The 22670-nt window shown below is 72.8% G+C and carries 19 protein-coding genes; 7 read left to right on the forward strand and 12 right to left on the reverse strand.

The genetic code is table 11. The annotated features are described in order from the left end of the window. Nucleotides 1-45 precede the first annotated feature (45 nt). Complete coding sequence (locus AC07FV_RS13450) at nucleotides 46-321, reverse strand: DUF6332 family protein (RefSeq protein WP_479087021.1); 276 nt, start codon at nucleotides 319-321, stop codon at nucleotides 46-48. Nucleotides 322-582: 261 nt separating this feature from the next. Further along, a complete protein-coding gene (locus AC07FV_RS13455; protein ID WP_479087022.1) occupies nucleotides 583-1755 on the reverse strand; it encodes an MFS transporter in 1173 nt (390 codons plus the stop codon). 139 nt (nucleotides 1756-1894) lie between these two features. On the opposite strand from AC07FV_RS13455, the gene AC07FV_RS13460 reads away from it, so the two are divergent. Beyond that, nucleotides 1895-3136, forward strand: a complete 1242-nt coding sequence (locus tag AC07FV_RS13460) for an ROK family protein (protein WP_467806288.1) — start codon at nucleotides 1895-1897, stop codon at nucleotides 3134-3136. Nucleotides 3137-3359: 223 nt separating this feature from the next. Here AC07FV_RS13460 and AC07FV_RS13465 read toward each other — a convergent pair whose 3' ends face one another. The 4 genes from AC07FV_RS13465 to AC07FV_RS13480 form a co-directional block, all read right to left on the reverse strand. After that, the gene (locus AC07FV_RS13465) at nucleotides 3360-4739 is read right to left on the reverse strand and encodes a GH1 family beta-glucosidase (RefSeq protein WP_479087025.1); all 1380 of its coding nucleotides are present in this window, start codon (nucleotides 4737-4739) and stop codon (nucleotides 3360-3362) included. A gap of 130 nt (nucleotides 4740-4869) precedes the next feature. Next, nucleotides 4870-5697 (reverse strand): carbohydrate ABC transporter permease, encoded by an 828-nt coding sequence (locus AC07FV_RS13470; protein WP_383636726.1) that lies wholly within the window; start codon nucleotides 5695-5697, stop codon nucleotides 4870-4872. 5 nt (nucleotides 5698-5702) lie between these two features. Then, nucleotides 5703-6644, reverse strand: a complete 942-nt coding sequence (locus AC07FV_RS13475) for a carbohydrate ABC transporter permease (RefSeq protein WP_479087027.1) — start codon at nucleotides 6642-6644, stop codon at nucleotides 5703-5705. A gap of 14 nt (nucleotides 6645-6658) precedes the next feature. Continuing rightward, nucleotides 6659-7945, reverse strand: a complete 1287-nt coding sequence (locus AC07FV_RS13480) for an ABC transporter substrate-binding protein (RefSeq protein ID WP_479087029.1) — start codon at nucleotides 7943-7945, stop codon at nucleotides 6659-6661. 283 nt (nucleotides 7946-8228) lie between these two features. Here AC07FV_RS13480 and yicI point away from each other — a divergent pair, with 283 nt between their 5' ends. Further along, nucleotides 8229-10499 (forward strand): alpha-xylosidase, encoded by a 2271-nt coding sequence (yicI, locus tag AC07FV_RS13485; protein ID WP_479087031.1) that lies wholly within the window; start codon nucleotides 8229-8231, stop codon nucleotides 10497-10499. 54 nt (nucleotides 10500-10553) lie between these two features. Here the strand turns inward: yicI and AC07FV_RS13490 are convergent, their stop codons facing one another. Together AC07FV_RS13490 and AC07FV_RS13495 are read right to left on the reverse strand one after the other, a co-directional pair. Further along, nucleotides 10554-11756: a cysteine desulfurase-like protein gene (locus AC07FV_RS13490; RefSeq protein WP_479087032.1), complete on the reverse strand. Its 1203-nt coding sequence runs from the start codon at nucleotides 11754-11756 to the stop codon at nucleotides 10554-10556. 279 nt (nucleotides 11757-12035) lie between these two features. After that, nucleotides 12036-13103 carry an ABC-2 transporter permease gene (locus AC07FV_RS13495; RefSeq protein ID WP_479087363.1) on the reverse strand — a complete coding sequence of 356 codons (1068 nt, stop codon included), beginning with the start codon at nucleotides 13101-13103 and terminating at the stop codon, nucleotides 12036-12038. A 278-nt stretch (nucleotides 13104-13381) separates the two neighbouring features. Here AC07FV_RS13495 and AC07FV_RS13500 point away from each other — a divergent pair, with 278 nt between their 5' ends. The 3 genes from AC07FV_RS13500 (at nucleotide 13382) to AC07FV_RS13510 (ending at nucleotide 16074) form a co-directional block, all read left to right on the forward strand. Continuing rightward, nucleotides 13382-14497 (forward strand): Gfo/Idh/MocA family protein, encoded by a 1116-nt coding sequence (locus AC07FV_RS13500; RefSeq protein ID WP_479087034.1) that lies wholly within the window; start codon nucleotides 13382-13384, stop codon nucleotides 14495-14497. After that, nucleotides 14494-15423, forward strand: a complete 930-nt coding sequence (locus tag AC07FV_RS13505) for a DUF6807 domain-containing protein (RefSeq protein ID WP_479087035.1) — start codon at nucleotides 14494-14496, stop codon at nucleotides 15421-15423. Before AC07FV_RS13500 ends, AC07FV_RS13505 begins: the two co-directional genes overlap by 4 nt. A gap of 198 nt (nucleotides 15424-15621) precedes the next feature. After that, nucleotides 15622-16074, forward strand: a complete 453-nt coding sequence (locus AC07FV_RS13510; protein WP_479087037.1) for a phospholipase — start codon at nucleotides 15622-15624, stop codon at nucleotides 16072-16074. On the opposite strand, the gene AC07FV_RS13515 is transcribed toward AC07FV_RS13510, so the two are convergent. From AC07FV_RS13515 to AC07FV_RS13525, 3 genes are all read right to left on the reverse strand, one after another. Next, nucleotides 16047-16817 (reverse strand): phosphatase PAP2 family protein, encoded by a 771-nt coding sequence (locus tag AC07FV_RS13515; protein WP_479087039.1) that lies wholly within the window; start codon nucleotides 16815-16817, stop codon nucleotides 16047-16049. The genes AC07FV_RS13510 and AC07FV_RS13515 overlap by 28 nt on opposite strands. 226 nt (nucleotides 16818-17043) lie before the next feature. Beyond that, on the reverse strand, nucleotides 17044-19305 hold the full coding sequence (locus tag AC07FV_RS13520; protein ID WP_479087040.1) for a heavy metal translocating P-type ATPase: 2262 nt from the start codon (nucleotides 19303-19305) through the stop codon (nucleotides 17044-17046). Between the two features lie 80 nt (nucleotides 19306-19385). Further along, nucleotides 19386-19631: a heavy-metal-associated domain-containing protein gene (locus AC07FV_RS13525; protein WP_479087041.1), complete on the reverse strand. Its 246-nt coding sequence runs from the start codon at nucleotides 19629-19631 to the stop codon at nucleotides 19386-19388. Between the two features lie 187 nt (nucleotides 19632-19818). On the opposite strand from AC07FV_RS13525, the gene AC07FV_RS13530 reads away from it, so the two are divergent. Then, nucleotides 19819-20796, forward strand: coding sequence for a hypothetical protein (locus AC07FV_RS13530; RefSeq protein ID WP_479087043.1), 978 nt, complete (start codon nucleotides 19819-19821; stop codon nucleotides 20794-20796). 55 nt (nucleotides 20797-20851) lie between these two features. Here the strand turns inward: AC07FV_RS13530 and AC07FV_RS13535 are convergent, their stop codons facing one another. Then, nucleotides 20852-21631, reverse strand: coding sequence for a DeoR/GlpR family DNA-binding transcription regulator (locus AC07FV_RS13535; protein ID WP_391969262.1), 780 nt, complete (start codon nucleotides 21629-21631; stop codon nucleotides 20852-20854). A gap of 144 nt (nucleotides 21632-21775) precedes the next feature. Here AC07FV_RS13535 and AC07FV_RS13540 point away from each other — a divergent pair, with 144 nt between their 5' ends. Further along, nucleotides 21776-22657, forward strand: a complete 882-nt coding sequence (locus tag AC07FV_RS13540; RefSeq protein WP_479087045.1) for an SIS domain-containing protein — start codon at nucleotides 21776-21778, stop codon at nucleotides 22655-22657. Nucleotides 22658-22670 lie beyond the last annotated feature (13 nt).

Raw genomic sequence — 22670 nt, forward strand, 5'->3', positions numbered from 1 at the left:
CTGTCCGGACGATGGCCCGCACTGGGCGCACCCGGGTCACCCGGCCTACGAACCGGGCTTGTTGCGACCGGGCTGATCCCCCCGGCCGAACCGGACGAGCACGCTCACCACGCGGGCCAGGAACACCGCGACGGCCAGCACCGTGCCCACGCCGACGAGCAACGCCCGGGCACCCGGGGGTGGGTCGAAGAGGTACGCGGGTCCCGCCACGGCTGCGTACAGCACTGCCGCCGCGAACACGGCGCTGCACAGCGCGTATCCGATCTCGACGGTGATGGCGTCCCGTTCGCCCTGGGTACGTCGTCGCCCGTGGGTGTCCATGCGGACGAGTATCGCGGTCGGGCCGACACCTTGGCGTCGGGGCCGGTGAGTTCGGCGGAGGCGGCCGCAAGTCGTTCTCGCGGCGCAGGGCTTCGACGAACGCGGTGGTCTCCAAGACGGTGAGTGTGCCGGCGGGAGTGACCTTGAGGGGTGGCCGCCGGACCGGGTACGGGGAAGCCGGGACGAAGCCGGGGCGCGGTCGTCCCTGCTCGGCGAGGGGACACGGTCGCTCCCTCGGGCCGAGGGGAAGCGGCCGACCCCTCAGCCCGGCACCCCCGCACGCCGGGTGGCGACCGCCACCAGCACCGCCACCGCCGCGAGCGCCGCCACGCTGGTGAGCGCGGCCGGCAGGGAGAACCAGTCGGCCATGAATCCGATGGCCGGCGGCCCGAGCAGCATGCCGCTGTAGCCGAGGGTGGACGCGGTCGCGACGCCGGTGGGGCCGCCGAGCGCGCCCGCCCGTTCCACCGCCACGGGGAAGATGTTGGCGAGCCCGAGGCCGGTGATGGCGAAGCCGAACAGCGCGGCCCAGACGGACGGGGCGAGCGAGCCGAGGAGCATGCCGGCCACGGCGGTCGTCCCGCCCGCCACCACCGTGGTGGTGCGGCCGAGTCGCTCCAGCAGCGTGGTGCCGGTCAGCCGGCCCACGGTCATGGCGAGCGCGAAGCAGGAGTAGCCGGCCGCCGCCATGCCCGGCGAGGCGTCGAGGTCCTGCTCCAGGTGCAGGGCACCCCAGTCGGCCATGGCACCCTCGCCGTAGGCCGTGCAGAGGGCGATCAGGCCGAAGGTGATGACGAGGCGGCGGGTACGGCGGTCCAGCCGGCGTGGGGCGCCGTCGTCCTCGGCCTTGCGGTCCGGCGGGACGGCGGGTGCGCAGCGCAGCAGGGCACGGCCCGCGAACAGGGTGACGAGCAGGCCGATCGCGGTGAGACCGAGCAGGTGCCGCAGCGGGGACAGCGACCCGGCGACGAGTCCGCCGAGCCCGGCGCCGACCATGCCGCCGAGGCTGAAGGCCGCGTGGAAGCTCGGCATGATGGGACGCCGCAGCACGGCCACCAGGTCGACGGCGGCGCTGTTGAAGGCGACGTTGATCCCGCCGTAGGCGCTGCCGAACACCAGCAGGACGGCGCCGAGGGCCAGGGCGGAGTGGGTGAGCGGGGGCAGGGCGATGCTGAGGCAGAGCAGGACCGCGCACGCGACGGTGACGGGGTGGCTGCCGTAGCGGCGGCAGAGCCGCCCGGTGAGGGTCATGGTGACGACGGCACCCGCGGAGACACCGAGCAGCGCCAGCCCCAGGGCGCTGGCCGAGGCGCCGGTCTGCTCCTTGATGGCGGGGATCCGGACGACCCAGCCGGCGAAGACGAAGCCGTCGAGGGCGAAGAAGGCGGTCAGGGCGACACGGAGGCGGGTGAGGTCGTCGTGGGGACCCGGCACGGCGTTGTGCGATCGGGTTTTGTTTATTTGCGGCACAAAAGCAGGCTAGGGGCGGGGACGGAACTCAGGCAAGGGGCGTCACCGACCCGCCGACGGGGGCGCGGCCCGGCGCCGGGTGTCGCATACGCTCGACACCACCATGAAGAACAACCTCACCCCCCTGGGCCCGAAGGCCGACAAGGCCTCGGTCAGACGGCACAACCTCAGCCTGGTCCTGAGAGCCGTGCACGACGCGGGGGAGGTGACCCGGGCAGGGGTCGCCACGCATGTCGGGCTCACCCGCGCGGCGGTGTCGTCCCTGGTCGAGCAGTTGCTGGAGTACGGCTTCGTCTCCGAATGGGGCAAGACCAGCAGCGGCCAGGCGGGCCGGCCCGGCACCGTCCTGAAGGTGTCCCGGTCGGGTCCGGCGGGTCTCGGGGTCGAGGTCAACATCGACTACATCGCCGTGTGCGTCGTCGACCTGGCCGGGACCGACCGTGTGCGGCTCGTGGAGCACTTCGACAACCGCGGGGCGCAGCCCGCCGACGTACTGGCCCGCGCGGCGCGGCTGGCGGCGCGCGCCATCGGCTCGGCGGCCGAGCAGGACCTGGCGCCGGTCGGCGCCCACGTGGCGCTGCCCGGTCTGGTCACCGGTGGCACCGTGCGCCAGGCCCCCAACCTCGGCTGGCAGCGGGTCGCCGTGGAGGGCCTCTTCGCCCACGCGCTGCTCGCGCTGCGCCCCGCCCACCGCCCGCTGCCGGTCAGTTCCGACAACGAGGCCAATGCCGCCGCCCTGGCCGAACTGTGGTTCGGCGCGGGCACCGAGGGTGTACGCAGCTTCCTGTACCTGACCGGTGAGATCGGCGTCGGCGGTGCGCTGGTGCTCCGGGGCGAATTGCTGCGCGGTGCGCACGGGTTCGCCGGGGAGATCGGGCACATGGTCGTCGACCCGGACGGGCCGCTGTGCCGGTGCGGGGCCCGCGGCTGCCTGGAGCAGTACGCCGGACAGGCCGCGCTGCTGAGGGCCGCGGGCCTCGACGCCGACGCCGGCGTGCAGGGCGTCGCCGAACTCGAACGCCGCGCCCGGCGGGGCGACCCGGCCGCGCTGGCGGCGATCGAGGGCGCCGGACGCCGACTGGGCGTCGTGGTGTCCGGCGCGGTGAACCTCTTCGACCCCGACGCGGTGATGCTCGGCGGTGTCTACCGCGAACTGATGGACTGGCTGGCGCCCGCCGTCGACCGGGAACTCGCGCTCCGCGTCGTGTCCGGGCTGTGGACCGAGGACGGGAAGCGGCTGCGGGCCTCCTCGTCCCTGGGCGACGCGGCCCGGGGCGCGGCCGGCGTGATCGTGCGTGAGGTGCTGGCCGATCCGGCGGCGTACGCGGAGCGCGCGGCGGACTGACGCGGGAGGCGAACGCGCTGCGCGCGGCGAACCGAAGTGGGAGGCACCTGCCGAAGCGCGCGGTGGACTGACCGGGGGAGACGTACGCGGAGCGCGAGGCGAGCCGACGAGGGGCCGACGCAGGGCCGACGAGGGGCCGACGCAGGGCCGACGAGGGGGCCTGAGTGCGACGCGCGGCGAACCGCGCGGGAGCCGTCCGGCGGCCCCCGCGCGGTACGTCAGGTCATCCGCGGTTGGCGGCGATCATCTCCCGGTACCAGTGGTAGCTGTCCTTCGGCGTGCGCTCCTGGGTGTCGTAGTCGACCCGGACGATGCCGAAGCGCTTGTCGTAGCCGTACGCCCACTCGAAGTTGTCCAGCAGCGACCACACGTAGTACCCGCGCACGTCCACGCCCGCGTCCATCGCCGCCCGCAGCGCGCGGAGGTGGTCGCGCAGGTAGGCGACGCGGTCGGCGTCGTGCACCGCGCCGTCGGCCGAGAGGGTGTCGTCCTCCGCCGAGCCGTTCTCCGTGATGTGGATCGGCGGCAGCGCGTCGCCGTACTGCTTCTTCAGGCGCACCAGCAGTTCGGTGAAACTGTCCGGGACGACCGGCCAGCCCATCGCCGTCTCCCGGACGCCGGGCAGCCGTACCTCCTCGTAGCGGTTGTCGGTCGCCACCCGCCGTGCCGGGTCGCTCTCGCGGTGCGGGGCGCCGGCGACCACGATCGGGCGGTAGTAGTTGACGCCGAGGAAGTCCAGCGGCCGGGAGATCAGCTCCAGGTCGCCGTCGAGCCGGAAGTCCGCGCCGGTGATCAGCTCGCCCCAGGTCTCCTCCTCGGTGGCCGGGTAGCGGCCCGCCAGGATCGGCTCGGTCCACACCAGGTTGTGCTGGGTGTCGGCGCGGACCACGGCCGCCAGGTCGGCGGGGGAGTCGGTGGCCGGCAGGTTGCGGTCCAGGTTGAGCGTGATGCCGACCTCGCGCACCCCGGCAGCGCGCAGCGCCCGCACGGCCAGACCGTGCCCGACCAGCAGGTGGTGCGCGGCGGCCAGCGCTCCGCGGCCCTCCTTGGCGCCGGGGGCGTGCCGGCCGATGGAGTAGCCGAGGAAGGAACTGCACCACGGCTCGTTGAGGGTGATCCAGCGCGGCACCCGGTCACCCAGGTGCTCCGCGACCACGGCGGTGTACTCGGCGAACCGCTCCGCCGTCTCCCGCACCCGCCAGCCGCCCCGGTCCTCCAGGGCCTGCGGCAGGTCCCAGTGGTAGAGGGTGGCGGCGGGTTCGACGCCCGCCGCGAGCAGTTCGTCGACCAGGCGGGAGTAGAAGTCCAGGCCCTTGCGGTTCACCGCGCCCGAGCCCTCCGGCACGATGCGCGGCCAGGCGATCGAGAAGCGGTACGAGTCCACGCCCAGGTCGCGCAGCAGCGCCACGTCCTGCGGGTAGCGGTGGTAGTGGTCGCAGGCCACGTCGCCGGTGTCACCGTTCGCCACCAGGCCGGGCGTGTGGCTGTAGGTGTCCCAGATCGACGGACCGCGGCCGTCCTCCCGCGCCGCGCCCTCGATCTGGTACGAGGCGGTCGCGGCGCCGAGCACGAAGCCGGGCGGGAAGCTGGGGTACTCACTCATGCTGTGCGGCTCATCTCCATGTGAACGGGGTGTACGGCGTGTACGGGTTGAACGAGGTGTACGGCGCGTGCGGCACGTACCGCGTGTGCGGCACGTACGGCGTGTGCGGCACGTACGGCGTGTGCGAGGGTCACTTGACGGAACCGCCGGTGATCCCGGCGGCGATGTACTTCTGGGCGAGGACGAGCAGGATCGCCGCGGGCACCGCGGAGAGCACGGACGCGGCCATCACCGAGCCCCAGTCACCGACGTGCGCGCCGATGTACTGGTAGATACCCAGGGTGATGGGCTTCACCTCGTCGGTCGTGTTCAGGGTGAGCGCGAACATGAAGTCGCTCCACGAGAACAGGAACGCGAACAGCCCGGACGTGATCAGGGAGTTCCGGCTCATCGGCAGCACGACCCGGGTGAACGTCCGCACCGGCCCGGCACCGTCGATCTGGGCGGCCTCGATCACCTCGCCCGGGATCGACACCATGAAGGAGCGCATCAGCACGATGGAGAACGGGATGCCCAGCGAGGCGTCCGCCAGCATCAGGCCGAAGTAGGAGTTGACCAGGCCCAGGTCGACGTACGAGCTGTAGAGCGCGTTGGCGATCACGATGCCCGGCACCATCTGGGTGATCAGCGTGCCGAACACGATCGTGCGCGAGCCGCGCAGCCCGAACCGCGCCAGCCCGTACGCCGCCGGCGCCGAGATCGCCAGGCAGATGGCGACCGCGCCGAGCGAGACGGCCAGCGAGGTCAGCAGGTGCCCTCCCTGGTCGCTGAGGGCCTTGGAGAAACCGGACAGGTCCAGGCTGCCCGGCACCGGGTCGACCTCGAGCAGCCCCGACTCGGGCTGGAGCGCGGTGTTGAGCATCCAGTACAGCGGGAACAGCATCACGCCGAGGACGAGAACGCCGGCGACGGTGGAACCCCAGCGGCGCCGGGAGGCGGTGGGCGTGTGGGCGGCCATGGAGGTCACTTCCCCTCGGTGCGGTTGGCCCGCAGGTAGAACACCGCGAACACGGCGGAGATCAGGATGAGTACGTTGCCGACGACGGCGCCGGCGCCGAAGTCGAGCTGTACGAACGAGTTCTGGTACGTGAGCGTGCCCAGCGTCTGGGTGGCGTCGGCCGGGCCGCCGTCGGTCAGGGCGAGGATCAGGTCGAGGATCTTGACCGTCGACATGAAGCCGAGCACGAGCACGACCGTGATGACGGGCTTGAGCACCGGCAGGGTGACCGAGCGGAAGGTCCGCCATGCCGAGGCGCCGTCCAGTGCCGCCGCCTCGTGCAGCTCCTTCGGGATCTCCTGGAGGCCGCCGTACAGGATCACCATGTTGAACGGGATGCCGATCCAGATGTTGACCAGGATCACGGAGAGCAGCGCCATCTCGGGGCTGGTCAGCCAGGGCGTGCTCCCGCCGATGCCGAGGGTGTCCAGGAAGGAGTTCAGCACGCCCGTGTCCTGGTCGAGGATGCGCCGCCAGACGATGCCGGACACGACCATGGGAACCAGCCACGGCAGCAGGATCAGCGAGCGCAGCACGCCGTTCAGCGGGAAGCGGCGGCTGAAGAACACCGCGAGTGCCATCCCGATGCAGAACTGCCCGACCAGCGAGCCCGCGGTGAAGACGAGGGTGTGCCAGAGCGCCTTGCCGAACAGGGCGTCCTGGAACACGTTGGACCAGTTGTCGGCACCGTTGAAGGGTGCCTCGCCGGTGAAGAAGGTCTCCGGCGTGTAGTGCTGGAAGCTCATCACGACGTTGCGGACGAGCGGGTAGCCGAAGAACAGCAGCATGAAGGCGACGGCGGGGGCGACGAACCCCCACTGGGCGAGCCGGCGCCGGCGTGCGGCGCGGCCGGGGTCCGGCGCGGACACCTTCGCGGGCGTCTGTGCGGTGACGGTGGACGTGGTCATGGGGCGCTTCTACCTCAGTTCCCGCTCGTGGCCCGCTGCTGGGCGCGCTTCAGGGCGGTCTCACTGGACTGGCCGGTCAGGGCGGACTGGAAGGCGCTCTGTAGGGCGAGCGACACGCTGGACCACCCGGCGCCGAGCTGCGCCGTCCGGGAGCGTGCGACGGCGACCTGGTCGGCGAGGGAGTCCAGTTCCGGCACCCGTTCGCGCCAGACCTCGGCGGCCTCGGCGTTGGCCGGGACCATCCAGCTGTTGAGCGCGTAGGTCAGCTGCTCCTTCTCGCTGGACAGACAGGCGACGATCTTACCGGCGGTCTTCTCGCGGGCCTCGTCACCGGTGTTCGGGACGGTGAGCACGGCGCCGCCCAGCGGGCCCACCGAGTCCTCGCCGGCCTCGGGCACGGGGATGGGGGCGATGCCCCAGTGCAGCGACTTCTCGGCGTTGAGGGTCTCCACCTGCCACGGCCCGTTGATCATCATCGCCGCGTTGCCGGCCATGAACTGGTCGTTGACGTCCGCCTGCGTCCAGTTGACCGTCGACTTCGACAGCGAACGGTCCTCGAGCAGGTCCTTCCAGTAGTCGAGGGCCTCGACGACCTGCGGGCTGTCGAGGTCGGTCTCGTCACCGCCGTTGGACCACATGAACGGCGTGAACTGGAAGACCCCGTCCTCCGCGCCGCCCGCGCTCAGCGCCAGGCCGTACTGCTTGCCCCGGGTGAGCTGCTTCGCGGTCTCGCGCAGCTCGGCCCACGTGGCGGGGACCTCCACACCCGCCTCGTCGAGGACGTCCTTGTTGTAGAACAGCGCCAGGGTGTTCACCGACCGGGCCGCGCCGTAGTACGTGCCCTCGTACGAGCCGAAGTCGACGATGCCCTCGGGGATGTCGTCGGTGCTCAGTCCCACGGACCTCAGGTCGACCAGCCCGCCCGCGTCGGCGAAGGTCGGCATCTCGGACGCGTCGAACTGCACGACGTCGGGGAGCGACTTGGACGACGCCATCCGCAGTGCCTTGGTCATCACCTGCGCGGCCGGCACGCTCTGCTGCTCGATGGTGATGCCCAGCCGCTCCCCGCACCGGGCCATCGCCTCCGCGTCCCAGCGGTGGTAGGACTCGTCGGTCGAGGAGTTCAGCACGGTGTACACATCGGCGTCGCGCTGCTGTCCGCAGCCGGTGAGCGCCACCCCGGCGACCAGCACGGAGACGGCGGCGAACGGGGCGACGACGCGGCGTGAGGGTCCTCGCCCGCGGTGCCTGGCGGCAGGAGGGTGTGCTGTCAAGGCGAGCGAAGTGAAGCGCTTCGACATGGTGCGGCCCTTGCTGTCGTACCGTCCGGCTTCCTTGCCGGACCGTTTTGTTTGATGGGATGACTAATACGTCAAGGACCTGCTGTCGCGCTAGAGGAAAGTGGCCCCGGTCTCTCTGCTCCGTGGGGTGAGGGACCTGTTCTTGTCGGTGATCCTGCCTGTTCAGCACGGTGTGATCGGTGCGAAGGGCTCGGCTGGCGGTTTTGTTTTGTGTACGATCAAAATGCTGTGAGACGGTCCCCGTGCTCCCCATCCGACAGCTCCGCCCCACCCGAGGAAGATCATGAAGTTCACCGACGGCTTCTGGCTCATCCGTGAGGGCGTGCATCTCTCGTACGCGACCGAGGTACGCGATGTGCGCCCCGAATCGAAGCGCTTCACCGCCCATGCCGCCGTGAAGAAGGTGACGCGGAGGGGGGACACGCTCAACGCGCCGCTCCTCACGGTCGAGTGTTTCTCTCCCGCCGAGGGCGTCATCGGCGTCCGCGTCACCCACCACGCCGGCAAACGCCGTCCGGGCCCCGACTTCGCCCTCGCGGGCGCGGCGGACGGTGCCGGTACGGTACGCGAGGACGGCACGGTCACCGAGCTGACCAGCGGCCCGCTCACCCTCCGCCTGGACCGCGAGGGCCCCTTCGGCCTCGTCTTCCACGACGCGGACGGCCGCGAACTGACCCGTGCGAACGCCAAGGGCACCGCGTTCGCCACCACCGGCGACGGTGCCCACCACATGCTGAGCCGGCTCGCCCTCGGCGTAGGCGAGCAGGTCTACGGCCTCGGCGAGCGCTTCACCCCGTTCGTGAAGAACGGCCAGGTCGTCGACATGTGGCAGGCCGACGGCGGCACCAGCAGCGAGCAGGCGTACAAGAACATCCCGTTCTACCTCTCCTCCCGGGGCTACGGCGTCTTCGTCAACCACCCCGGTGCCGTCTCCTTCGAGATCGGTTCCGAGTCCGTCGGCCAGGTGCAGTTCAGCGTCGAGGACCAGACGCTGGAGTACTACGTCGTCGCCGGCCCCACGCCGAAGGACGTCCTCGCCCGCTACACCGCCCTCACCGGCCGTCCCGCCCTGCCGCCCGCCTGGTCCTTCGGCCTCTGGCTCACCACGTCCTTCACCACCTCCTACGACGAGGAGACGGTGACGAAGTTCGTCGACGGCATGGCCGAGCGGGGCATCCCGCTGACCGTCTTCCACTTCGACTGCTTCTGGATGCGCGAGTACCAGTGGTGCGACTTCCGGTGGGACCCGGACGTCTTCCCCGACCCGGACGGCATGCTCGCCCGGCTCAAGGCCAAGGGCCTGAAGGTCAGCGTCTGGATCAACCCCTACATCGCCCAGAAGTCCCCCCTCTTCGACGAGGCCGCCGCCCTGGGACACCTGGTGCGCCGGCCCGACGGCGACGTCTGGCAGTGGGACCTGTGGCAGGCCGGGATGGGCCTGGTCGACTTCACCAGCCCCGCGGCCCGCGACTGGTTCGCCGGGAAGCTCAAGCCGCTGCTCGACCAGGGCGTGGACTGTTTCAAGACCGACTTCGGCGAGCGGATCCCGACCGACGTCGTCTGGCACGACGGCTCCGACCCCGAGCGGATGCACAACTACTACACCCACCTCTTCAACCGCACCGTCTTCGAACTCCTGGAGAAGGAGCGCGGACAGGGCGAGGCCGTCCTCTTCGCCCGCTCCGCGACCGCGGGCGGCCAGCAGTACCCGGTCCACTGGGGCGGCGACTGCTGGTCGTCGTTCGAGGCGATGTCCGAGTCGCTCCGGGGCGGCCTGTCCCTGTCGCTCAGCGGCTTCGGCTTCTGGAGCCACGACATCGGCGGCTTCGAGGGCACGCCCGACCCGGCCGTCTTCAAGCGCTGGCTCGCCTTCGGGCTGCTCTCCTCGCACAGCCGGCTGCACGGCTCCTCGTCGTACCGGGTGCCGTGGGAGTTCGGCGAGGAGGCGGTCGACGTCGCCCGCCGCTTCACCCTCCTCAAGCACCGCCTGATGCCCTACCTCTACGGCGTCGCCGCCGAGGCCCACCGCACCGGCGTGCCGATGATGCGGCCGATGGTCCTGGAGTACCCGCACGACCCGGGCTGCCGGACGCTGGACCGCCAGTACATGCTCGGCCCCGACCTCCTGGTCGCCCCGGTCTTCACCGAGGACGGCGAGGTCGAGGTCTACCTGCCCGAAGGCACCTGGACGCACCTGCTGTCCGGCGAGCGCGTCACCGGCCCGGCCTGGCGCACCGAGCGCCACGGCTACGACAGCCTGCCGCTGTACGTCCGCGAGGGCGCCGTCCTGCCCCTGGCCTCCGACGACCGGCGCCCCGACGGGGACTGGCTGGACGAGCCGACGCTGCTGGTCCACCCGCCGGCCTCACCCGGCTACGCCGCCGAGGTCACCGTGCCCGACCTGCTGGGCACGCCGGCCGCGACCTTCCGGGTCCGGCGGGACGGCGACGCCCTGCGGGTCACCGCGCACGGCACCGACCGGCCCTTCACCGTGCGGGTCGCGGGCGGGGCGAGCGAGCGGGGCAGCGTGGAGGTCGCGGTGCCGCTGGTGTGAGGCGGGGCGGTGGAGCGGCATGCGGACGGCGTGCCGCTCCACCGCACGCGCACCTCAGCGCCGCAGGGCGCCCAGCGCCGTCAGGAGCCGGTCCACGTCCTCCGCGCTGCTGTACGGCGCGAGCCCGACCCGTACGCCGCCCGCGTCACCGAGACCCAGCCGGCGTGCCGTCTCCACCGCGTAGAAGGAACCGGCGGGCGCGTCGACCCCCGCCTCGGCGAGCTGCCGGTACACCTCGGCCGGGCGCAGCCCCGCCACGGTGAACAGCAGGGTCGGCGTGCGCCGGGCCGCGCGCGAGAACACGGTGATCCCGCCGAGGTCCGCGAGTCCTCGCTCGATCCGTTCGCGCAGCGCGTCCTCGTGGGACTCCAGCGCCGCGAAGGAGGCCACCAGGCGGTCCCGGCGGGAGCCCCGGGCCCGCGGGTCGAGTTCCGCGAGGAAGTCCACCGCGGCCCGCGCCCCGGCCAGCGACTCGTAGGGCAGCGTGCCCAGCTCGAACCGTTCGGGCACGGTGTCGGCGGACGGCAGCAGCTTGTCCGGGCGCAGCGACTCCAGCAGCTCCGCCCGGCCGGTGAGCACGCCCAGGTGCGGCCCGAGGAACTTGTACGGCGAGCAGACCAGGGTGTCCGCGCCGGTCGCCGCCAGGTCCACCACGGCGTGCGAGGCGTAGTGCACCGCGTCGACGTGGAAGAGCGCCCCGGCCGCGTGCGCGAGGGAGGAGAGGGCCGGCAGGTCGGGCATGGTCCCGATCAGGTTGGACGCGGCGGTGACCGCGACCAGCCTGGTGCGCGGACCGAGCACCGCCTCGACGTGCTCGGGCCGCAGCTCGCCCGTGGCCGGGTCGAAGTCGGCCCACCGCACGGTCGCCCCGGCCGCCTCCGCCGCCTGCACCCAGGGCCGGATGTTGGAGTCGTGGTCGAGCCGGGTGACCACCACCTCGTCGCCCGGCGCCCAGTCCTTGGCCAGCGTCCGGGACAGGTCGTAGACGAGCTGCGTGGCGCTGCGCCCGAAGACCACCGTCCCCGGCGTGGTGCCCAGGAGGTCGGCGAGGGCGGAGCGGGCCTCGGTGACGATCCGGTCCGCGTTGCGTTCGCCCTCGGTGTTCCGGCCCCGGTTGGCGAGCGGGAGGGTGAGCGCCGCGGCGATCGCGTCGATCACCGGTTGCGGCGTCTGCGTGCCGCCCGGCGCGTCGAACCGCGCGGTACCGGACTTCAGGGCGGGCACGTGCGCGCGGATCGCGGCGACGTCGAGGGCCATGGCTCAACTCCAGGGACACGGGGGCCGGGCGGGTGGGGCAGGAGGGGCGGGCGGTGCGGTCCTTCGGCCGGGGCGGCGGGAACGTCGTGCGGCTGGGCCGCGGCCCGGACCGTATCCGCGACTCCGGGCACATGATCGCAGCCGCCGTCGGGTCGGCGACAGGGGCGGGCGGGACGTCGTCGGCGCGGCACCGCGAAAGGGCCGGCCGCCACCTCCCCGGACCGTGGAACGGACCCCGGCGCGGTCCCCGAGCATGCGGAGCCCCCACCCCGACGGCCCTCAGGACCCGGTGGCTTCCTGCGTCGGCTCCGGCGACTCCTTGTCCCTGCCGCCGGGATGGCGGTGCCGCCAGGTCCAGAAGACCGCGCAGGACAGCAACGCCCATCCGCCCAGCACCAGGAAGGGGAAGGCGTGCTGGTGGCCCTGGAAGTACACCGCCGTGTGCTGCGCGTTGACCGAGGCCCCGGGCGGCAGCCACTGGCCGATCGTCCCCAGCGGGGACGGCAGCAGCGGCCAGGACACCGCGCCGCCGGACGACGGGTTGCCGAGCAGCACCATCAGGCCCCAGGTCGGCAGCATCGCCCAGCGCCCGAAGAGGGTGTTGAACATGGTGAAGACCATGCCGGAGGCGAACAGGGTGAGCGCGAGGATCAGCCACGACTCGGCGAACGGCAGGTCGAGCGCGTCCAGCAGCCAGTCCACCGTCGCGGCGATGGCGAACCCGCCGAGCAGCGCGTAGGCCGCCGTGAAGAGGATGCGTTCGAACGGGGTCAGCGAGCGCGCGTGCACGCTGAGCTGGATGGCCCCGACGAAGCCGATGATCACGGCGGCCAGGGAGATGTAGAAGATCGCCAGTCCGCGGGGGTCGCCCTCCTGCAAGGGGTTGACCTCCCGGACGGTGACCCGCACACCCGTCTGCCGCCCCACGGCCGGCGCGGTCTCGGCGAGCACCTCGGCGACCGAGGCACCCGAGGCGCTGGACAGGTCCAGCACCGCGGTCCGTCCGTCGCCGCGGAACTCGAAGAGCCCGAAGACCTCCTGGTCCTGGATCGCCTCCCGGGCCTCGGCCGTGCTGTCGTAGGCGTGCACCTTGACCGAGGCGTTGAGCGCCTTCTCCAGACCGTCCAGGAACGCCCGCCCCCGGGCCTCCTCGTAGGAGCCGACCACGGCCGTGGGGATCGAGCGCGGCGTCGGATCCGCCATCGAGTACGTGTACGAACCCGCGAAGAGGCCCGCCGCGGCGGCGAGGATGAGCACCAGCACGGTGGCCGGCCAGAACGGGGACCGCCGGAAGGTGGACCACCGCTGCCCGCGCGTCGGAGGCTGGGCGTGGGCGCCGTGGGACATGTGGGGCATGCCCCGGACGTTTCCACAGCCGCGGTGAAAGGGCATCAAGAGCGCCCTCGCCCGGGGGTGCACGGAGCGTGACGGGGCGCGTCGGCCAGGAGTTCGGCAACGCCGGGCCATGCCTGCCGGGGGTTGTCCAGCCGCTCACCCTCCGCCTAGGGTCGGGCGGTGAGAAAGCGCTTTCTGGCCGGGAGCGCAGCCTGTCGTGCGCCGGTGTCCGTGTCCGTGTCCGGTGTCCGCTGTCCGGTGTCTGATGTCCGCTGTCCGAGGAGGACCGCATGCCCCCACGTCCCGCCCGCCACCGTGTCGCCGTGGTCGGCACCGGTGCCGTCGTCACCGGCGGCCACCTGCCCGCTCTCCGCGCCCACGCCGACCGCGTGGAACTGGTGGCCGCCGTGGACGTGGACGGGGCCCGGCTCGACGCCTTCCGGGCCCAGGCCGGCGGGGACGTCGCCGGGTACACCTCGATGGGCGCCATGCTGGACGCCGTACGCCCCGACCTCGTCCTGGTCGGCACACCGCCGTCCCTGCACCGGGAGCAGACGGTGGCCGCGCTGAAGGCGGGCGCCTGGGTGCTGTGCGAGAAGCCGCTGTGCCTCTCGCTCGCCGAGTACGACGACATCGCGGCGGCCGAGGAGGCGTCCGGGGCGTACGCCTCCGTGGTCTTCCAGCACCGGTACGGCTCCGGGGCGGCGCACGCCCGTGACCTGATCACGCGTGGTGAGCTGGGCGCGCCGCTGGTCGCGCACTGCCAGACGACCTGGCACCGCGACGCCGCCTACTACGCCGCACCGTGGCGTGGCCGCTGGGCCGGTGAGGGCGGAGGTCCGACCATGGGCCACGGCATCCACCAGTACGACCTGCTGCTGCACCTGCTCGGCCCCTGGGCGGAGGTGCGGGCGATGGCCGCGCGCCTGGTCCACGACACCGAGAGCGAGGACGTGTCCACGGCGTTGGTGCGCTTCGTGAACGGCGCCCTGGCGACCGTCGTCAACAGCGTGCTCTCGCCCGACGAGGTGAGTCGTGTCCGCATCGACTGCGCCGACGCGACGGTCGAGCTGACCCACCTGTACGGCCACCGCAACGACGACTGGACCTACACCCCCGCCCGGCACGTCGACCCCGAACGCACCGCCGCCTGGCGCACCCCGCCGACGGACGTGCCCAGTTCGCACACCGGGCAGCTCGGTGCCGTGCTCGACGCCCGGGACGCGGGAGCGAGGCCGCCCGGCAGCGGCTCCGACGCCCGCGCCACGCTGGAGTTCGCCGCGTCCCTCTACAAGGCGGCGTTCACCGGGCGTCCGGTGCTCGCGGGTGAGATCACCCCCGGTGACCCCTTCCATACGGCCATGCACGGCGGTCACCCCGGCTGGGCCCCCGAGGAGCGCGCATGAGCACCCTGAGCGTCACCCACGTCCACGGCGACCACGTCGCGGTCGCCGCGGAGAACGGCACCGAGATCCTCCGCTACGTCTACCGCCCCGACCCGGAGGCCTTCGAGTCCCGCAAGCCCTACGCCCACCCGGTGCGCACCCTCGCCGGACGGACGGTGACCGGATACCGCCCCAGCGACCACCGCTGGCACAAAGGACTGCAGATGACGGCCAGCCACCTCTCCGGGCAGAACTTCTGGGGCGGCAACTCCTACGTCCACGGCGAGGGTTACCGGCCGCTGCCCGAGCGGATCGGTTCGATGCGCCACGACGGCTTCCCGGGGCCAGTCGTCGAGGACGACCGGTTCGCCCTCACCGAGCACCTGACCTGGATCGAGAACGGCGGCGCCGAATGGGCCCGCGAGGAGCGGGGCCTGACCCTCCACTCGGTCGACACGGAGGCGGGTGCCTGGGTCCTCGACTGGTCGCTGCGCCTCACCAACATCCGTACCGAACCGCTGGTGTTCGGTTCCCCGACCACCGCGGGCCGCGAGCTGGCCGGCTACACCGGACTCCAGTGGCGCGGTCCCCGCGACTTCACCGGCGGCACCGCCTTCGCCTCCGACGGGAAGGCGGGCGCCGCCGAGCTGATGGGGACCCGGAGCGCGTGGCTCGCCTTCACCGCCGAGCACGACGAGGTCGACGCGCACTCCACCGTCGTCTTCGCGCACGCGCCCGAGAACCTCGACGAGAAGCGGGCGATCCACCCCTCGCACTGGTTCGTGCGCGCCGAGCCGATCCCGTCCGTGGCGGTCTCCTGGGCCTTCTTCGAGGAGTTCGAGCTGCCGGCCGGCGGGTCCTTCTCCTACCGGTACCGCATCGTGGTCGCCGACGGCGCCTGGGACCGGGACCGGGTCGGGGCGCATCTGGAGGGACTGCCGTGGTGAGCGGACGCCCGGGTTCGCCCGCTGTCCGCGCCCGGCGCGGTCGCCCGTCGGTGGACGTTCACGTCCCCATCCCTCGCGGGGCCTCAGAGTTAACGGTTCATTAGGGCGGCGGAGGTGTGAAGGGGTGGGTGAAGTGCGCATCATCTTGGCATGAACCTGCGGCCCGAGTGGCGGGTCGCAGCCTCATGGAGGTGTGGGATGCACCGCAGACTCGCCACCGGACTCGCCGCCTCGGCCATGGCCGTGACCACCGTCTTCGCCACCGCCGCGACCGCCGAAGCCGCTCCCGCCGACAAATCGCAGGTCCTCGCGAGCTGGACCCAGACCAGCGCGTCGAGCTACAACACCTGGACCGCCGCGCGGGCCAACCAGTCCGCCTGGGCCGCCTACGGGTTCGACTGGACGACCGACTACTGCTCCTCCTCGCCGGACAACCCGTTCGGCTTCCCCTTCAGCACCTCCTGTGCGCGGCACGACTTCGGGTACCGCAACTACAAGGCCGCGGGCACCTTCAGCGCCAACAAGTCCCGTCTCGACAACGCCTTCCACGAGGATCTCAAGCGTGTCTGCGCCGGGTACGGCGGTGCCACCAAGACCGCCTGCAACAGCACGGCATGGACGTACTACCAGGCCGTGAAGGCATTCGGCTGACGGATCGTCATACGACCCGTCGCACGTCCCGTCACGCGATCCGTCACACGCCCCGTCACACGGAGTCCGGGTGAGGGCCGGGCCGGCGCCGCCGAACGGAGCGGCCGCAGGCCCGGCATATCGGCGGCGGCCGCCACCGCGAGCACGGCTGCCGCGCTCGCGACGCCCAGGACGGCGCCCGCGGCCACGTCCGCGGGATAGTGCACACCGGTGTGGACCCGGGCGTAGCCGACGGCGCCCGCCAGCACTCCGAGGGGGACGGCGGCCTCGGGCACGACCACGCCGACCGAGGTGGCGAACGCGACCGCCGAGGCCGTGTGCCCGGACGGGAACGACGCCGAAGAGGGCATGGGCACATGCCGGTCGACCGTCACCCGCGCCGCCTCCCGGTCCGGCCGTGCCCTGCGTACCAGCCGTTTGCCCAGCAGGTTCGCGCAGGCCGACGCCACGCTCAGGGCGCCCAGCCCGACCAGGGCGGCCCGGCGCTGCCGCGCCCCGCCCAGGGCGAGCGCGCCCGCGATCCCGAGCGACACCTTGGAACGGTCGGCGGCGCGGGACAGCCGGCGCAGCCAACGGTCGAGCGTGGGCGTCGAGGTGGCGGCCACCGCCGCGTACAGCGCGCCGTCCACGGCCCGCAGTTCACCGAGCACGGCGGCGGGACCCCACCTACGGGAGCGATGCGGCCCGGGGGCGGGCCCGGACGCACCGCTCGTGTCACCGTCGGCGGCGGTCGGTTCGCTCATGGCTCCTGCTCCGCGGGTCGAGGGGGTCTGCGGCACGCCCGACGGGGCGGCGGGTCCGTCGGCGCACCAGCCTGGCCGGTCCGCGGGCGCGGGGCGCGCCGGCGGGGGCCGTCCGGGGGACGGCCGGCGTGAGCGGCCGGCCGACCGGTGAGGGCCGGCCCGCTCCGGTCTGCTCGGAGCTGCTCGATACGGACACCCCGCTCGCCCGGACCGGGGGCGAGACGGGTCAGTTCGCCGCCTTGAAGCTCCGCAGGCGCAGGCTGTTGCCCACGACGAAGACCGAGGAGAACGCCATCGCGGCCCCGGCGATCATGGGGTTGAGGAGGCCGGCCGCGGCGAGCGGCAGGGCGGCGATGTTGTAGGCGAAGGCCCAGAACAGGTTGGACCTGATGGTGCCGAGGGTCCTGCGGGCCAGCCGGATGGCGTCGGCGGCGGCCCGCAGGTCGCCCCGGACGAGGGTGAGGTCACCGGCCTCGATGGCGGCGTCGGTGCCGGTGCCCATGGCCAGTCCGAGGTCGGCCCGGGCGAGCGCGGCGGCGTCGTTGACCCCGTCGCCGACCATCGCCACCGAACGGCCCTCGCCCTGAAGCCGCTTGACGACGTCGACCTTGTCCTGCGGCATGACCTCGGCGATCACGTGCTCGGCGTCGATGCCGACCTCGCGGGCGACGGAGTGCGCCACGGCACGGTTGTCGCCGGTCAGCAGTACCGGCGTCAGACCGAGGGCACGCAGCCCGGCGATCGCCTCGGCACTGGTCTCCTTCACCGCGTCGGCGACCTCCAGCACCGCCCGTGCCTCGCCGTCCCAGGCGACCGCGATCGCGGTCCGGCCGGCGTTCTCCGCCTCGGCCTTGGCCCGTGCGAGGCCTGCCGGAAGCTCCATGGCCCACTCCGCGAGCAACTGTTCGCGCCCCACGAGGACGGCGTGGCCGTCGACCACGCCCTGCACGCCGAGCCCCGGGGCGTTGGCGAAATCCTCGGGGGCGGGCAGCGCACCCACCCGCTCGCGTGCCGCGTCGGCGACGGCCCGGGCGACCGGGTGCTCGGAGGCGTGCTCCAGCGCGCCGGCCAGGCGCAGCACGTCGTCCTCCCGCGCGTCGCCCGCGGTGTGCACGGCGAGCAGGGTCATGCGGCCGGTGGTGACGGTGCCGGTCTTGTCGAGGACGACGGTGTCGACCCGGCGGGTGGACTCCAGCACCTCGGGACCCTTGATGAGGATGCCGAGCTGGGCACCGCGTCCGGTGCCGACCATCAGCGCGGTCGGGGTGGCCAGGCCGAGGGCGCAGGGGCAGGCGATGATCAGGACCGCCACGGCGGCGGTGAAGGCGGCCGTGAGCCCGGAGCCGTTGCCGATCCAGAAGCCGAGGGTGGCCAGCGCGAGGGCGATGACGACGGGGACGAAGACACCGGATACGCGGTCGGCGAGCCGCTGGGCAGCGGCCTTGCCGTTCTGGGCGTCCTCCACCAGCTTCGCCATCCGCGCCAGCTGGGTGTCGGCACCGACCCGCGTCGCCTCGACCACCAGCCGGCCGCCCGCGTTCACGGTCGCACCGGTGACCGCGTCACCGACGCCGACCTCGACCGGAACCGACTCACCGGTGAGCATGGACGCGTCGATGGCCGAGGTGCCCTCGGCGACCCTTCCGTCGGTCGCGATCTTCTCGCCGGGACGGACCAGGAAGCGGTCCCCGACCTTCAGTTCGGCGACCGGCATCCGCTCCTCGCGGCCGTGGCGCAGGACCGTGACGTCCTTGGCGCCCAGCTCCAGCAGCGCCCTCAGTGCGGCCCCCGCCCTGCGCTTGGAGCGGGCCTCGAAGTAGCGGCCGGCCAGGATGAAGGCGGTGACCCCGGCGGCGGCCTCCAGGTAGATGTTCCCCGCGCCGTCGGTGCGCGCGATGGTCAGCTCGAAGGGATGGGTCATGCCCGGGGTGCCGGCGGTGCCGAGGAACAGGGCCCACAGCGACCACAGGAACGCCGCCGACGTGCCGACCGAGATCAGGGTGTCCATGGTGGCCGCGCCGTGCCGGGCGTTGGTGACGGCGGCCTTGTGGAAGGGCCAGGCGGCGTAGGTCACCACGGGCGCCGCCAGGGTCAGCGACAGCCACTGCCAGTACTCGAACTGCAACGTCGGCACCATCGCCATCGCGATGACGGGGACGCTCAGCACCACGGCGGTGACGAGCCGCTCCCGCAGCGGCCGCAGCTCGTCGGCGGCCGCTGCGGGCTCCGTGCCGGACTCGGACGCGGTGTGCGCCGGCTCCGGCTCGCGGGCCGTGTAACCGGTCGCCTCGACCGTGGCGATCAGCTCGGGGACGGACACGCCGGCGCCGTAGCTGACCCTGGCCTTCTCCGTCGCGTAGTTGACGGTGGCGGTGACCCCGTCCATCCGGTTGAGCTTCTTCTCGATCCGGGCCGCGCACGAGGCGCAGGTCATGCCGCCGATGGCGAGTTCCACCTCGGCCGGTGCGCTGGTCGTACTGGTCGTCATGGCAGCTCCTGGTGCGGGGGCGTCGGCCGCGACCCGGTGCGCGGGTCCCGGCGGTGCGGCGGTGGGGGAGGGCGGGCCGGTCAGACGCGACCGGTCAGTTCGTAACCGGCGCCCTCGACGACCTCGGCGATCGCGGCGTCGTCCGGCTCGGCCGTGCCGGTCACGGTGACGCGGCCGGTGGCGAGCCGGACCTCGACGTCGGTGACGCCGTCCAGCTCGCCGATCACCCGGGTGAGCGTCGCCTCGCAGTGTCCGCAGCTCATGCCGGCGACGGCGTAGGCGACGCTGACGGCCGGGGTGGCCGGGGTGGTGGCGGTCGAGGTCATGGCTTCCTCCGTGAGGGGGTACGGGTACGGGCCGGGGGTATCCCGGCGCGTCCACCATGTATACCCCTAGGGGGTACCGAGAGCAAGCCTTCCCAGCACTTGACTGCCTACCCCCCCGGGGTATGGTGAAGTGTATGAAGGGGCCTCGTACGAGCGCCAGGCCCGGCATCAGAGGGGACCGACCGCCATGCACACCGGACTGAGGATCACCGCGTTCGCCGCCGCGCTGGCCGCCACCTTCGGCACCGCCTACGGCGTAGGCAGGGGAGTGGACCCGGTCGTCGCCGACAAGGCGCCCGCGCCCCACGAGTCACACAGCCGGCCCTCGGCGGAACAGCAGGAACGGAAGGAGGGCGGCGGTCACGAGGAGCCGGAGAGCGCCCCGCCCGGCGGACTCCAGATCTCGGAGAACGGCTACACCCTCGACCTCTCCACCGCGCGGGTCACCGCCGGTCAGCGGACCGAACTGCGCTTCACCGTCCGGGACGGCAACGACAGGGCCGTCACCGCGTACCAGCGCGAGCACGACAAGGAACTCCACCTCGTCCTCGCCTCACGCGACCTGACCACCTACCGCCACCTGCACCCCACCCGGGCCGCCGACGGCACCTGGAGCACCCCCGTCGACCTGCCCCGCGCGGGCGGCTACCGCGTCTTCGCCGACTTCACCCCCGCGCGGAAGGGTGCCGGAAACCTCACCCTCGGCGCCGACCTCGCCGCATCCGGCCCGTTCGACCCCGCGCCCCTGCCGGCCCCGAAGAGCACGGTCCGGACCGGCGACTACCAGGTCAGGCTCGACGGCACACTGCGCCCCGGCAGGGCGAGCGAACTGAAGCTGAGGGTCTCCCGCGGCGGCGGGCCCGTCACCGACCTGCAGCCGTACCTCGGCGCCTACGGCCACCTGGTCGCCCTGCGCTCCGGCGACCTCGCCTACCTCCACGTCCACCCGAACGGCGAACCCGGCGACGGCGCCACGAAGTCCGGCCCGGAGGTCTCCTTCACGGCCACCGCGCCCAGCTCCGGCACCTACCGCCTCTTCCTGGACTTCCGGCACCAGGGCACGGTCCACACCGCGGCCTTCACCGTGCGGGCCGGCACGGCGCCGGGCACCCAGCCCTCCGACCCGACCGCTGAGACGGAGCACTCCGAGGGGCACGGGCACTGACGCCCGCCCCCGGGCCGGTGCGATCGCGGGCCCCAGAGGTCACGCCCGTGCGCCGCTAGGCCAGTACGACCCGGACCCCCGCCTCCTCGAAGCCCCGCACCAGGTCCGGGTCGGCCGCGCCGTCCGTGACCAGGGTGTCCACCGACTCGGCCGCGCAGATCCGGGCGAAGGCCCGCCGGCCCAGCTTGCTGGAATCGGCGGCCACCACCACGCGCTCGGCGCGCTCGCACAGCAGCCGGTTGATCGCGGCCTCCGCCTCGTCATGGGCGGCGGCACCGTGCGCCACGTCGAAGGCGACCACGCCCAGGACCGCCACGTCCACCGTGATCTGCCCCAGCACCCCGTCCGCGAGCGGCCCGATCAACTCGTACGACTGCGCCCGGGCCACCCCGCCGGTCACCACGATCTTGAACTGGGGCCGGACGGCCAACTCGTTGGCGATGTTGAGCGCGTTGGTGACCACGGTCAACGCGGGCGTACCGGAGGCCAGATCGGCGCGCACGGCGAGGGCACGCGCCACCTCGGTGGTGGTCGTGCCCCCGGTGAGCCCCACGGCCTCGCCGGGTGCCACCAGGGCGGCGACCGCCTGCGCGACGCGCTGCTTCTCCGAGACCCGCCGGGCGGTCTTGTAGCGCAACGGCAGTTCGTACGACACCCCGTGCACCACCGCGCCCCCGCGCGTGCGCACCAGCATCTGCTGCTCGGCCAACCGGTCGAAGTCGCGGCGGATGGTCGCGGCCGAGACCTCCAGTTCGGTCGCCGCCTCCTCGACGTCCAGCCGGCCGCGCTCGACGAGCAGCTCCAGCAGCGCCTTCCAGCGGGCGTCGCGCGACATCCGCGCCTCCGTTCCTCGATCTCCCGCGACCCTAGCGCACCGCACTCTTTGCTCGAATTGCTTGATTGTGCTTGAAAGGCCGCTATATCTTGCAGGAACAATCAGCCTGCTGATCGAGGCGCCAGGAACCGGGGAGTGTGCGGCATGACGTACGTCGAGGACGAGCTCAACAGCCAGCCCGAGTGCTGGACACGCGCCGCCGAACAGGCGGCCCGGCACACGGCGGCGCTCCCCGCGGCGGGGGAGCGGGTGGCCGTCGTCGGCTGCGGCACCTCGTACTTCATGGCGCAGTCGGTCGCGGCACTGCGCGAGGAGGCGGGACTGGGCGAGACGGACGCCTTCGCCGCCTCCGAGTTCCCGCGGGGGCGCGCGTACGACCGCGTCGTGGCCCTGACCCGCTCCGGCACCACCACCGAAGTCCTGGAGCTGCTCGCCGCGCTCCGGGGCCGCACCCGTACCGTCGCGCTCACCGCCGATCCGGACACGCCCGTCATGGCCACCGCCGACGACGTGGTGGTGCTCGACTTCGCGGACGAACGCTCGGTCGTGCAGACCCGGTTCGCGACCACCGCCCTCACCCTGCTCCGCGCCCATCTGGGGCTGCACACCGACGCGGTCGTCGGCGACGCCCGGACCGCCCTCGCGGCCGAGCTGCCCGAAGGGCTCGTCGAGTGCACCCAGTTCACCTTCCTCGGCCGGGGCTGGACCGTCGGACTGGCCAACGAGGCCGGTCTGAAGATGCGTGAGGCCTCCCTGTCCTGGACCGAGGCATACCCGGCGATGGAGTACCGACACGGTCCCATCAGCATCAGCACGGCCGGCACGGCGACCTGGATGCTCGGCGAGGCACCCGAGGGCCTGGCCGGCCAGGTCCGGGACACCGGCGCGCTGTGGGTGCCCGGAGACCTCGACCCGCTCGCCGAACTGGTCCGCGCCCAGCGGCTCGCCGTGGCCGTCGCCGCCGCCCGGGGCCTCGACCCGGACCGGCCCCGGCACCTCACCCGCTCGGTGATCCTCGCCCCCTGACATCCGCCCCGAC

Source organism: Streptomyces sp. NPDC045956, from assembly GCF_056430705.1.

Excerpts from the sequence above, each read along its gene's own strand:
- yicI (WP_479087031.1), top strand. The coding sequence starts at position 8,229 with ATGAAGTTCACCGACGGCTTCTGGCTCATCCGTGAGGGCGTGCATCTC.
- AC07FV_RS13525 (WP_479087041.1), bottom strand. The coding sequence starts at position 19,631 with ATGACCTCGACCGCCACCACCCCGGCCACCCCGGCCGTCAGCGTCGCC.
- AC07FV_RS13520 (WP_479087040.1), bottom strand. The coding sequence starts at position 19,305 with ATGACGACCAGTACGACCAGCGCACCGGCCGAGGTGGAACTCGCCATC.
- AC07FV_RS13515 (WP_479087039.1), bottom strand. The coding sequence starts at position 16,817 with ATGAGCGAACCGACCGCCGCCGACGGTGACACGAGCGGTGCGTCCGGG.
- AC07FV_RS13500 (WP_479087034.1), top strand. The coding sequence starts at position 13,382 with ATGCCCCCACGTCCCGCCCGCCACCGTGTCGCCGTGGTCGGCACCGGT.
- AC07FV_RS13490 (WP_479087032.1), bottom strand. The coding sequence starts at position 11,756 with ATGGCCCTCGACGTCGCCGCGATCCGCGCGCACGTGCCCGCCCTGAAG.
- AC07FV_RS13505 (WP_479087035.1), top strand. The coding sequence starts at position 14,494 with ATGAGCACCCTGAGCGTCACCCACGTCCACGGCGACCACGTCGCGGTC.
- AC07FV_RS13470 (WP_383636726.1), bottom strand. The coding sequence starts at position 5,697 with ATGGCCGCCCACACGCCCACCGCCTCCCGGCGCCGCTGGGGTTCCACC.
- AC07FV_RS13475 (WP_479087027.1), bottom strand. The coding sequence starts at position 6,644 with ATGACCACGTCCACCGTCACCGCACAGACGCCCGCGAAGGTGTCCGCG.
- AC07FV_RS13450 (WP_479087021.1), bottom strand. The coding sequence starts at position 321 with ATGGACACCCACGGGCGACGACGTACCCAGGGCGAACGGGACGCCATC.
- AC07FV_RS13535 (WP_391969262.1), bottom strand. The coding sequence starts at position 21,631 with ATGTCGCGCGACGCCCGCTGGAAGGCGCTGCTGGAGCTGCTCGTCGAG.
- AC07FV_RS13530 (WP_479087043.1), top strand. The coding sequence starts at position 19,819 with ATGCACACCGGACTGAGGATCACCGCGTTCGCCGCCGCGCTGGCCGCC.
- AC07FV_RS13460 (WP_467806288.1), top strand. The coding sequence starts at position 1,895 with ATGAAGAACAACCTCACCCCCCTGGGCCCGAAGGCCGACAAGGCCTCG.
- AC07FV_RS13510 (WP_479087037.1), top strand. The coding sequence starts at position 15,622 with ATGCACCGCAGACTCGCCACCGGACTCGCCGCCTCGGCCATGGCCGTG.
- AC07FV_RS13495 (WP_479087363.1), bottom strand. The coding sequence starts at position 13,103 with ATGTCCCACGGCGCCCACGCCCAGCCTCCGACGCGCGGGCAGCGGTGG.
- AC07FV_RS13540 (WP_479087045.1), top strand. The coding sequence starts at position 21,776 with ATGACGTACGTCGAGGACGAGCTCAACAGCCAGCCCGAGTGCTGGACA.
- AC07FV_RS13465 (WP_479087025.1), bottom strand. The coding sequence starts at position 4,739 with ATGAGTGAGTACCCCAGCTTCCCGCCCGGCTTCGTGCTCGGCGCCGCG.
- AC07FV_RS13480 (WP_479087029.1), bottom strand. The coding sequence starts at position 7,945 with ATGTCGAAGCGCTTCACTTCGCTCGCCTTGACAGCACACCCTCCTGCC.